Origin of the sequence: Micromonospora sp. CV4, assembly GCF_003667455.1 — a bacterium.
Lineage (GTDB): Bacteria > Actinomycetota > Actinomycetes > Mycobacteriales > Micromonosporaceae > Micromonospora.
Map to the genome: position 1 here is coordinate 1 of NZ_RCVI01000185.1, position 10,630 is coordinate 10,630.

Genomic DNA, 10,630 nt, shown 5'->3' on the forward strand with positions numbered 1-10,630 from the left:
GCGACGGCGCGGCCAGCGAGCCGACCGCCGTCGACGACACCCTCGCCGCCGCGCCGGCGGTGCCGACCGAGGAGCCGGCGGTCGACAGCCTGGTCGCGCCCTCCCCGACCGCCGCGCCCACCTCGGCTCGGCCGAGCCCGACGCCGAGCAAGGTCGTCAAGCCCACACCGGCCTCGTCGCGCACCACCGCCGCCTCGCGGCGCAGCACCCCGCGTACCAGCGCGCCGAGCGCCACCAACGGCACGGGCTCCGGCGGCAGCGGCAGCGGCGGCGGCACCGTCAGCGCCCAGGCCCGCGAGGTGGTGGACCTGGTCAACGCCGAACGGGCCAAGGCCGGCTGCAAGGCGCTGAGCATCGACGACAAGCTGATGACCGCCGCCCAGCGGCACAGCCAGGATCAGGCCGACCACCAGAACATGTCGCACACCGGCAGCGACGGCAGCAACGCCGGCGCCCGGCTGGACCGCGTGGGCTACGCCTGGCGCACCTACGGCGAGAACGTGGCGTGGAACCAGAAGAACCCGGCCGCCGTGATGGACGCCTGGATGAACAGCTCGGGCCACCGAGCGAACATCCTGAACTGCGCGTTCACCGAGATCGGCGTCGGTATCGCCAACAGCAACGGGCCGTACTGGACGCAGGTCTTCGCGGCACCGCGCTGACCGCGCGTCGTCCCCGCCCCCGCGCTCGTTGACCCGGTGAGGTACGCCGGGCCGGAGCGTGGGGGCGTCGGCGTACCGGTGAGGGCGGCGCCGGGCCGCCCGGGACCCGGGAGCTGCCGATGCGGATCCGGCCGCGGCGACGCGCCGTCGTACGCCCGCTGCGCCGAATCGTGTCGGTCTGCGTCGCGCTCGTCGTGGTGGTGCCGGCCTACGGCTGTCGACCCGAGATCACCCCGCCCGGCGCGCCCACCCGGTGGCCGGCGGAACAGGCCCGGCACTGGCAGTGGCAGTGGCAACTGCACGGGCCGCTCGACCCGGCGGTGGACGCCGACGTCTTCCTGCTCGACCCGGTGGCCACCACCGCCGCGCAGACCGCCGAGCTGCGCTCCCGGAACCGCCGGCTGATCTGCCAGGTGTACGTCGGCTCGGTCCGCTCGGCCGACCCGGACGCCAGCCGGCTCCCGGCCGCCGTCCAGGGCTCGACCGGCCGGCAACCCGGCAGCCGGTGGCTGGACGTCCGGCGGTGGGACGACCTCGAACCGGTGCTGGCCGACCGGTTCCGGCTCTGCCGCGGCAAGGGCTTCGGCGCGGTGGCGCTGGCCGACGCCGACGGGTACGCGCAACGCACCGGCTTCCCACTCGACTTCGACAGCCAACTGCTGTTCAACCGCCGGCTGGCCCGGCTGGCCCGGTCCCTGGACCTCTCCCCCGGGCTGATCAACGACGTGCCGCAGCTCGCCGCGCTGGCCCCGGACTTCGACTTCGCGGTCAACGAGGAGTGCGTCCGGCTGGACCAGTGCGCCAAGCTGCTGCCCTTCGCCGACGCCGACAAGCCGGTCTTCCACGTCGAGTACACCGGCTCGACCGACGACTTCTGCGTCACCACGGTCGGCTACGGCTTCGCGTCCATCCGCAAGGAGCGGACGCTGGACGCCTGGCGGGAAGCCTGCCCGCTGCCCTGACCATCGGCGCGCGTGGCCTCGACCGGCGGCGTGGTGGCGGCGCACCGCCGGGCCGGGTCGCGGTCGCGACCCGGCCGGGCGGAGGGAACGGTCAGGACACCGACACCAGCTCCGGGGCGGAGGCCGGCGGGTCGCTCGCTGCGGGCGCCTCGCGCGGGCGCAGGAAGCGTGGCGCCCACCAGTTGGCGTCGCCGAGCATGGTCATCAGCGCCGGCAGCACCACGCCCCGGATGATCGTGGCGTCCAGCAGGATCGCCGCCGCCAGGCCGATGCCGAGCTGCTTCATGTCGATCGTGCTCAACGTGGCGAAGATGGAGAACACTCCGACCATCACGATCGCCGCACTGGTCACCACGCCGGCCGACGACGTGATCCCGTACGCCACCGCGTCCCGGTTGGGCAGGCCGGCCCGGATCCCCTCGCGGATCCGGCTGACCACGAAGACGTGGTAGTCCATGGAGAGGCCGAAGAGCACCACGAAGAGGAACAGCGGCAGCCAGGACACGATCGCGCCCATCGAGGTGAAGCCGAGCGGTCCCGCCGCCCAGTCGCCCTGGAAGACCAGCACCAGCAGCCCGTACGCGGCGCCGGCGGAGAGCAGGTTCAGTGCGATCGCGCTGGCCGCCACCACCACCGACCGGAAGGTGAGCACCATGACCAGGAAGGTGAGCACCAGGACGAAGCCCATCACCAGCGGCAGCTTGTCCCGGACGTGCTGCGCGTAGTCCTCGCTGTCGGCCACGCTGCCGCCGACCGCGTACTCGACGCCGGGGATGCCCCGCAGCTCGGCCGGGACCAGATCCGCACGCAGTTTCTCCAGCGACCGCACCGAACGGTCGTCCCGGCTGGCGTACGGGGTGGCGACGTCCAGCACCGACACCCGCCGGTCGGCCGACACCTCGATCTTCGGGCCGTCGGCCTCGGTGGGGGCGAACAGCGGATCGCCGGCGGCCCGGGTGGCCAGGTCGGTGAGCGCCGAGCGGACCCGGTCGGCCTGCTCGGCCGGCGCCCGGACGGCCACCACGTGGTTGGTGCCGGTGCTCGGGAAGGCGGCGGTGAGGCGGTCGTACGCCTGCATCGCCGGCGTGCTGCGCGGCAGGTCCTCCATGCCGGGGAACTTCAGCTTCATGCCGAGCGCCGGCGCGGCCAGCGCGAGCAGCAGCCCGACCGAGATGACCAGGGTCGGCACCGGGGCGCGCAGCGCGGGCCGGAGCACCGCCGGCCAGAGTCGGGGCGCGCGGGGCTCGCCGTGCCGGCCGGCGCGCGGCGCGGTCAGTCGCCAGAGCAGCGGCACCCGGGGCCGGTCGACCCAACGGCCGAGCTTGGCCAGCAGGGCGGGCAGCACGGTCAGCGAGCCGATCACCGCGACCGCGACCACCAGGATCGAGCCGATGGCCAGCGACGAGAAGACCACGTCGCCGGCGAGCAGCAGGCCGGCCATCGAGATGATCACTGCGAAGCCGGAGACCACCACGGCGTGTCCGGAGGTCTCCGCCGCGATCTCCACCGCGTCCAGGCCGGAGCGGCCCTTGGCGCGTTCCTCCCGTTCCCGGCGGACGTAGAAGAGTGAGTAGTCGACGCCGACCGCCATGCCGATCAGCAGGATCACCGGGGCCGTGGTGTCGGTGGCCGGCACGAGGTGCGAGGCGAGAGTGGACAGACCCATCGCCGCGGCGACCGAGGAGAGGGCCAGCAGCACCGGCACACTGGCCGCGATCAGCGCGCCGAACGCGACGATCAGGATCGCCAGCGTGACCGGCAGGCTGAGCAGCTCGGCGCGCTTGAAGTCCTTGCCCAGGGTGTCGTCGAGGGCCTGCCCGATGGACGGGCCGCCGACCTGCTCGACACGCAGCTGCGGGTGCGCCTCCTGGACGGTGGCGGTGGCGTCCCGCAGTGGCTGCACCCGGTCGGACGCGGTACCCGGATCGCCGGACATGGTGATCGGCAGCAGCAGCGCCGAGCCGTCCCGGGAGGTGACCGGCGGACCGATCTCGGCGACGCCGGTGACCGTACGGAGCCGGGCCGCCGCGTCGTCCGCCGCCGCCTTCGCCGCCGCCGCGTCGAGCGCGCCGCCCCGCGAGGTGATCAGTACGTTCTCCACGGCCGCGTCGTCGAACGCGCCGGCATCCACGATCAGGCTGGCGCGCCCCGCCTCGCCGATCGCCTGGTCGCCGCTGGTGGCCTCGTTGAGGCCGGCGGCGTTGCCACCGAGGAAGCACACCGCCACGAACACGGCCCACAGCGCTATCGCCCGCCACGGGTGCTCGGCGCTCCACCGCGCCATCCGCACCGTCACCGGTCTTGTCCCCATCTCGGGTCCCCCTGTCACGTCAGCCCCCTGTCAACGGTGCTGACGCTAGGAGCGTGACGAGGCGGTCACATCGGGGATCGACCCCGGCCCTCCCCGGAGCCGGTCCACAGAGGTCGATGGCGCCCCACGGGTGGCGCGGCGGCCATCGGCCCGCGATTCGGACAACGGCGCGGGGTCCAGCCCGGAGAGGTCGACCGCGACCCGCCGGCACCGACCCCGAACCGCCTCCGGGTCATCCCCGAAGGGAACCCCGGGGCCGGGGCTGACAGCGTGGGCAGCTGTACGACGAGCGGTTCATGAACGCCTCCCGCCGGACCGGCGCGCCGCACCGCCGGCACGGCTCACCCTCGCGGCCGTAGACGTTCAGCGCCCGGTCGAAGTACCCGCTCTCGCCGTTGACGTTGACGTAGAGGGCGTCGAAGCTGGTGCCACCCACCTTGATCGCCTCGGCGAGCACGTCACGGACGTGGCCGAGCAGGCGCTGTGCCGCCGGGCCGGTCAGCGCGTCGGTCGGGCGGGCGCCGTGCAGCCCGGCGCGCCAGAGCGCCTCGTCGGCGTAGATGTTGCCCACACCGGAGATCAGGGTCTGATCGAGCAGGGCCCGTTTCACCTCGGTGCGTCGGCGGCGCAGCGCGGCGACGAACGCCGTGTCGGAGAACTCCGGGTCCATCGGATCGCGGGCGATGTGCGCGATCTCGGCGGGCAGGTCGGCGCCGCCCTCGCTGACCGAGAGCCCGCCGAAGGTGCGCTGGTCGACGAAGCGCAGCTCCGGGCCGTCGTCGGCGAACCGGAAACGCACCCGCAGGTGGGTCTCGTCGGGCGTACCGGGCGGCTGGAGCAGCAGCTGGCCGGACATGCCGAGGTGCCCGATCACCGCGTCGCCGCTGTCCAGTGGCAGCCACAGGTACTTGCCGCGGCGGCGGACGTCCAGCACGGTCCGCCCGGCGAGCACGTCGGCGAAGTGCGCGCCCCCGGGGACGTGCCGACGGACCGCGCGGGGGTGGTGAACCTCCACCGAGGCGATCCGGCGGCCGATGACCCACTGGGCCAGCCCCTGCCGGACGGTCTCCACCTCGGGCAGCTCAGGCATGTCGGAGCCCCGGCCCGTGGTCACCGGCGGCGGCGCCGGTCGTGTCGGCCCTGGTCGGGTCGGTCGCGGCCCCGCTGCCACTGCCGCCGGTCGCGGCCCCGCTGCCGCCGGTCGCGGCCCTGGTGTCACTGCCGCCGCCGGCCCCGGGCCGGGTGCCGTTGCCGCCGTTGGCGGTCGGACGAGCGCCGTTGGTCTGTGCCTGCTCCCCCGCGACGTCGGCCGGCATGGCCTGCGCGAGGTGGTCGGCCTGCTCGGCCTGGGCCGCCCTCTCGGCCCGTTCCATCGGCCCGACGGGCACATCCCGGTCGGCCGAGTCGTCCGCCCCAGCCTGGCCGTCCTGCCCGTCCTGGTCGGCGAGCGTGCGCCAGGCCGCCTCGGCGGCACGCTGCTCGGCCTCCTTCTTGCTGCGCCCCTCGGCGCCGCCGTACCGGTTGCCGGCCACGACCACCCAGGCGGTGAACGTCTTGAGGTGGTCCGGGCCGGTGCCCTCGATCCGGTATTCCGGCACGCCGAGCCCGAGCGCCGCGGTCAGCTCCTGGAGGCTCGTCTTCCAGTCCAGGGCCGCGCCCCGGCCGGCCGACTCCGCCATCAGCGGGTCGAAGAGCCGATGGATGACGATCCCGGCGGTGTCCAGCCCGTACTGGAGGTAGATCGCGCCGAGCAGCGCCTCCAGGGTGTCGGCCAGGATGCTCGCCTTGTCCCGGCCGCCGGTGGTCTCCTCACCCTTGCCGAGCAGCAGGTACGCGCCGAGGCCGTCCGGGCCCAGGCCACGGGCCACGTCGGCGAGGGCGCGCATGTTGACCACGCTGGCCCGCAGCTTCGCCAACTGCCCCTCGGGCAGGTCCGGGTGGTTGTGGAAGAGCGCCGTGGTGATCACCACGCCGAGCACCGAGTCGCCGAGGAACTCCAGCCGCTCGTTGGTGGGCAGGCCGCCGTTCTCGTACGCGTACGAGCGGTGGGTCAGCGCGCGTTGCAGCAGGTCAGGCTCCAGGCTCACGCCGAACGCGGCTTCCAGGTGACCGACGGACGCCCGCCGCCGCTTGTCGTTGCTCATGATGTGCGTACCTCGGTGTCGGTGGAGCGGTCGGTGCGGTGCGTCGCGGCGTCGCCGTCGAGCAACGCGGAGACCAGGTCGGTGGCACGCCGTCGCCACAGGTGGGCGGCGAGGGCGATGCCGGAGGCGACGTCGGTCGCGCGTGCGGAACCGTGGCAGACGACCACCGTCCCGGCCACGCCGAGCAGGGCGGCGGCGCGGGGAGCGCCACCACCGGCGGGCGGGCCGCCGGCCATCGCGTACGCGCCCTCGATCGCCTTGAGCAGCACGTTACCGGTGAAGCCGTCGGTGACCACCACATCGGCGCGCGCGCCGAGGGCCACGTCGTACCCCTCGACCAGCCCGACGTAGCGCGCCCCCGGAGGCAGCGGCTCGACGGCGAGCAGCGGATCGGTGGCCCGACGGACCCGGTCGCCCTTACCGGCCTCGGTGCCGACCGAGAGCAGGCCGACCCGGGGCTCGGCGATCGAATGCGCCACCGCGGCGAACGCGGCGCCGAGCACGGCGTGCCGGGCGAGGGTGGCCGGGCGGGGCTCCAGCGAGCCGCCGACGTCGAGCAGCACGACCGGCCCGGCGACCCCGGGCAGGGTGGCGACGAGGGCGGGTTGGCGGATCTCGGGCCAGCGGCCGAGGCCCAGCACGGCAGCGGTGACGGTGGCACCGGTGGCGCCGGCGGAGACCAGAGCGTCGGCGGTCCCGTCGCGGACGGCGGTGACCGCGGCCCGTACGGTGCTCTCCGCGCGGGCGGCACTGGGATGGTCGGCCATGCCGACGGCGTCGCGGACCGGCCGCACCGTGATCCGGGCGCGTTGACCCGGATCGAGGGCAGCGATCAGCTCGTCGGCGACCTCGGCCGGGCCGACGAGAAGTAGATGCAGGTCAGGGTCGGCGCGCACGGCCCGCAGAGCGCCGTCAACCACGACGGCGGGAGCGTCGTCCCCGCCGAGGAGGTCAACGGCGATCCGCGCGGTGCCCGGCTCCACCGGAACGCCGACCGAATCGGGCCGGCCGGCGTCGGAGGGAGCCGGGGCACCGGGCGAATGCCAGGGTGCGCGCGCCGCCCGACCCGGGGTCGGGGGCGTCACTCGGCGTCCAGGTCAGACCTCGATGACCTGGCGGCCGTTGTAGGTGCCGCAGACGGAGCAGGCGGCGTGCGGCAGCTTCGGGGACTTGCACTGCGGGCACGCGACGGTCGCGACCACGGTCGCCTTCCAGTTCGCCCGGCGGGACCGGGTGTTGCTGCGCGACATCTTGCGCTTCGGGACGGCCACGGTTCTTACTCCTCTGTACGGGTCAGTTGCGACAGGCCCACCCAACGCGGGTCGATCTGCTGGTGACTGTGGTCGGCCGGCAGATCGTCCCAGTGCGTCCCGCATTCGGGGCACAGTCCTGGGCAGTCCTCCCGGCAGAGCGGGTTGGTCGGCAGCGTGAGCACCAACGCGTCCCGCAGCGCCGGCTCCAGGTCGATCAGATCGCCCTGCATCCGGCCCACCTCGTCCTCTTCGGTCGTGGCGTCCGTGGTGCTGTTCTCGTACGCGTACAGCTCCTGGATCGTCACGGCCATCGAGTCGTTGATCTCGCGCAGGCAGCGCCCGCACTCGCCCCGGACGGGACCGGTGATGGTCCCGGAGACGAGCACGCCCTCGGACACCGACTCCAGCCTCAGGTCGAGGTCGAGGTCCGCGCCCTCCGGAACGCCGATCAACTCCACACCGAGGTCCGCCGGTGCCGGCACGACCCGCTGGACCGTACGCAACGCGCCAGGCCGGCGCGGCAGGTCCCTCGTGTCGAGGACCAGCGGCGACCTGGGGTCGAGTGTCGATGGCGAGTGTTTGGGCATAGTCAGACTCCGGCCGGTGTGAGGCCGACAAAAAAGGTTACCTGGGCGACCGCCGGACCGTCGAACCGGGGGCGACGCCCGCCTCAGAATGTCGGCTGGTGAGGTGCCGCTCAGAAGGGTAGCGGGCGTTCCGCCTCATCCCCACCGAAGGTGCCGATCTCGCGCAGCGCGTGCATCTTGTCGCGGCCGCGTTCTATCGAGGCGAGCGCCCTGGTGAGGAACTGTTCGAAGTTGGCCAGCGCGGTGTCGACGTAGTCGTCGACCTCCTCGCGCAGGCGCTGCGCCTCGGCCCGGGCCTCGGCGATGATCCGGGCCCCCTCGTGCTCGGCCGAGACGGTGATCTCGTTCACCGAGACGAGGCGGGCGTGTTCCGCCTCACCCTCGCTGATGATCCGGTCGGCCTCGCGCTTGCCGGCTTCCATGATCTTGTCGCGCTCGTCGAGCAGCGCGGACGCGCGACGCAGGTCGGCGGGGAGGTCGGCGCGCATCTCGTCGAGGGCCGCGATCATCTCGCCCCGGTCGACCATGCAGTTGTTGCGCGACATCGGGACGGAGCGAGCCTGCTCCACCATGGCGATCAGTTCGTCGATGCGATCGAGCGGGTCCACCGGTACCTCACTCCTGTCGTTCGTCGGCCGACCTCCATGATGCGGGCTACGGCCGGTTCCCCGCTCCACCAATCATGTCGTGCCCGCCCCACACCCGCCCGATCCACCCCGACCCGGCGCGTCGCGACATCGTTACACGGCGCGACCACGTCGGAAAGGGGGGCGCGATGATCTCGCCTCTACCGCCGGGACAACGGTCACCGCGGTCACGATTCCGGGACCGCGACCGGGTCGGGAGCGTCAGGGGCGGGGGCCGAGGCGGGACTGGAGGGCCTCGCGGACCGGGTCGGGGACGTGGGCGGAGATGTCGCCGCCCCACTTGGCCACGTCCTTGACGAGGCTGGAGGAGAGGAACGAGTAGAGCGGGTTGGTCGGCATGAACAGCGTCTCGACGCCAGCCAGCCCGATGTTCATCTGGGCCATCTGCAACTCGTAGTCGAAGTCACTGACCGCCCGCAGGCCCTTGATCAGCACGCTCGCCTGCTGGGCCCGGCAGAAGTCGACCAGCAGCCCCCGGAACGACTCGACCCGCACGTTGCCGTACGAGGCGGTGACCTCGCGGAGCATGTCGATCCGCTCCTCGACCGTGAAGAGGCCACTCTTCGACTGGTTGATCAGCACGCCGACGATCACCTCGTCGAAGAGCCGACTGGCCCGACCGATGATGTCGAGGTGTCCGTTGGTGACCGGGTCGAAGGAGCCGGGACACACCGCACGTCTCATGATCGGCGACCGTACCAAAGCGTGGTCTCGCCGTAGCGGCGGCTGCGCTCGGCCGTGATCCCGTCCACCCACTCGACCGGTCCGGTGCGGCTGGACCGCTCCACCACCACCAGGGCGTCGCCCGCCAGCCAGCCACCGTCGACCAGCGCGGTCAGCAGCGCGGTGATCTCCGCGTCCGGCACCGCGTACGGCGGGTCGGCGAAGACCACGTCGTACGGTCCACCGTCCGGGCCGGCGGCCAGCACGGTCGCCACCTTGCCGGTCACCAGGCGGACGGCGGGTCCGGCCCGCAGGGCCGCCACGTTCTCCCGGATCACCCGGGCCGCCCGAGGGTCGGACTCGACCAGCAGCACGTGCCGTGCGCCCCGGGAGAGCGCCTCCAGCCCGACCGCGCCGGAGCCGGCGTACAGGTCGGCGAAGCGGGCGCCCTCGAGATCGGCCTCGGCCTGGACGGCGCTGAACAGCGCCTCCCGGACCCGGTCGGAGGTGGGTCGGGTGCCGGCGCCGGGTGGCGCGGCGATCCGCCGACCACCGAGCGTCCCGGCCACGATCCGGGTCACCGTCTCCTCCTGCTCATGACCCCGACGCTACGCGAGCGGACGAAGGCCGCGACCGACACCGCCGGTATCGCCTCAGCGACCACATGATCACTTTTCGTGTATCGATGATCTCATATTCATAACATCAGTCTTAGCTAATCCTGAGCGCTGTATCACCCGCGACGATCTCGCTAGGGTCTGCCGGGTGCCGGCGGGAATCCGCCGGCCCACGGCACAGGAACACACCCCTACATCCGGACGTGCGGTGACCGTCCACTGTCGTTCCCGTGCCACGCCCCTAACGCTTCAGCACTCCAGGAGTACCAGTGATCCGTCCGAAGTCTCCGTTCCGGCGTACCGCGGCCGTCGCCGCCGGCGCGCTGATCGGCATCGGCGCCATGACGACGTTCGCCGCGCCGGCCAGCGCCCACCACCCCGAGCCGTCCGGCACCTACTGCCTGGCCGCCGACGGCAAGGCCACGGTCACGTGGAAGGTCGGCAACAGCGAGAACATCGATGCCGAGATCACCTCGGTCACGTCGACCATCGGCGACGAGTTCACCGAGGGCGACCTGAAGGTCGGCGCCACCCTCCCGGCGAAGGGTGGGGACCTCCTCAGCGGAACCCAGACCCACACCTTCACCGAGAAGAACCCGAAGATCGAGCTGACCGTCGAGGCGCGCTGGGAGCGTCCGGACCGGATCGTGACCGAGCACCGGACGGTGGAAGCCACCGAGGCCGGCACCTGCGCCGAGGAGCCCACCCCGACGCCGAGCAGCCCGACTCCGACCCCCACCACCCCGACGGAGACGCGGTGGTGGGGGTCGGGCTGGGGGACTCC

General features: G+C 73.0%; 10 protein-coding genes and 2 pseudogenes. 3 read left to right on the forward strand and 9 right to left on the reverse strand.

Annotated elements, in window-relative coordinates; genetic code table 11:
• Together EAD98_RS05460 and EAD98_RS05465 are read left to right on the forward strand one after the other, a co-directional pair.
• Positions 1-662: CAP domain-containing protein (locus EAD98_RS05460; RefSeq protein WP_233583723.1), on the forward strand; the 662-nt coding region annotated here is incomplete at its 5' end.
• A 119-nt stretch (positions 663-781) separates the two neighbouring features.
• Positions 782-1,624 (forward strand): endo alpha-1,4 polygalactosaminidase, encoded by an 843-nt coding sequence (locus tag EAD98_RS05465; protein ID WP_121652986.1) that lies wholly within the window; start codon positions 782-784, stop codon positions 1,622-1,624.
• Between the two features lie 91 nt (positions 1,625-1,715).
• Here EAD98_RS05465 and EAD98_RS05470 read toward each other — a convergent pair whose 3' ends face one another.
• The 9 genes and pseudogenes from EAD98_RS05470 to rsmD form a co-directional block, all read right to left on the reverse strand.
• Complete coding sequence (locus tag EAD98_RS05470) at positions 1,716-3,935, reverse strand: MMPL family transporter (RefSeq protein WP_121652987.1); 2,220 nt, start codon at positions 3,933-3,935, stop codon at positions 1,716-1,718.
• A 232-nt stretch (positions 3,936-4,167) separates the two neighbouring features.
• Positions 4,168-5,025: a bifunctional DNA-formamidopyrimidine glycosylase/DNA-(apurinic or apyrimidinic site) lyase gene (gene mutM, locus EAD98_RS05475; protein ID WP_121652990.1), complete on the reverse strand. Its 858-nt coding sequence runs from the start codon at positions 5,023-5,025 to the stop codon at positions 4,168-4,170.
• 346 nt (positions 5,026-5,371) lie between these two features.
• Positions 5,372-6,079 (reverse strand): annotated as a pseudogene (gene rnc, locus EAD98_RS05480) (ribonuclease III); the annotation flags it as partial.
• Entirely contained in the window at positions 6,076-7,062 is a 987-nt protein-coding gene (locus EAD98_RS05485; protein ID WP_121652988.1) for a phosphate acyltransferase PlsX, read from the reverse strand. The pseudogene rnc and the gene EAD98_RS05485, both read right to left, overlap by 4 nt.
• A gap of 114 nt (positions 7,063-7,176) precedes the next feature.
• Positions 7,177-7,350: a 50S ribosomal protein L32 gene (gene rpmF / locus EAD98_RS05490; protein WP_074317731.1), complete on the reverse strand. Its 174-nt coding sequence runs from the start codon at positions 7,348-7,350 to the stop codon at positions 7,177-7,179.
• Between the two features lie 5 nt (positions 7,351-7,355).
• Entirely contained in the window at positions 7,356-7,919 is a 564-nt protein-coding gene (locus EAD98_RS05495) for a DUF177 domain-containing protein (RefSeq protein WP_089017299.1), read from the reverse strand.
• 110 nt (positions 7,920-8,029) lie between these two features.
• Positions 8,030-8,527 carry a hypothetical protein gene (locus EAD98_RS05500; protein ID WP_109816180.1) on the reverse strand — a complete coding sequence of 166 codons (498 nt, stop codon included), beginning with the start codon at positions 8,525-8,527 and terminating at the stop codon, positions 8,030-8,032.
• 240 nt (positions 8,528-8,767) lie between these two features.
• Positions 8,768-9,250 (reverse strand): pantetheine-phosphate adenylyltransferase, encoded by a 483-nt coding sequence (coaD, locus tag EAD98_RS05505; protein WP_074317724.1) that lies wholly within the window; start codon positions 9,248-9,250, stop codon positions 8,768-8,770.
• Positions 9,247-9,810: a 16S rRNA (guanine(966)-N(2))-methyltransferase RsmD gene (rsmD, locus tag EAD98_RS05510; RefSeq protein WP_121652989.1), complete on the reverse strand. Its 564-nt coding sequence runs from the start codon at positions 9,808-9,810 to the stop codon at positions 9,247-9,249. Before rsmD ends, coaD begins: the two co-directional genes overlap by 4 nt.
• 305 nt (positions 9,811-10,115) lie before the next feature.
• Between rsmD and EAD98_RS05515 the strand changes: the two are divergent.
• A pseudogene (locus EAD98_RS05515) lies at positions 10,116-10,630 on the forward strand (cell wall anchor protein); the annotation flags it as partial.

Coding starts and splice junctions, on each gene's coding strand:
- EAD98_RS05465 (WP_121652986.1), top strand. CDS start 782: ATGCGGATCCGGCCGCGGCGACGCGCCGTCGTACGCCCGCTGCGCCGA.
- EAD98_RS05470 (WP_121652987.1), bottom strand. CDS start 3,935: ATGGGGACAAGACCGGTGACGGTGCGGATGGCGCGGTGGAGCGCCGAG.
- mutM (WP_121652990.1), bottom strand. CDS start 5,025: ATGCCTGAGCTGCCCGAGGTGGAGACCGTCCGGCAGGGGCTGGCCCAG.
- EAD98_RS05495 (WP_089017299.1), bottom strand. CDS start 7,919: ATGCCCAAACACTCGCCATCGACACTCGACCCCAGGTCGCCGCTGGTC.
- coaD (WP_074317724.1), bottom strand. CDS start 9,250: ATGAGACGTGCGGTGTGTCCCGGCTCCTTCGACCCGGTCACCAACGGA.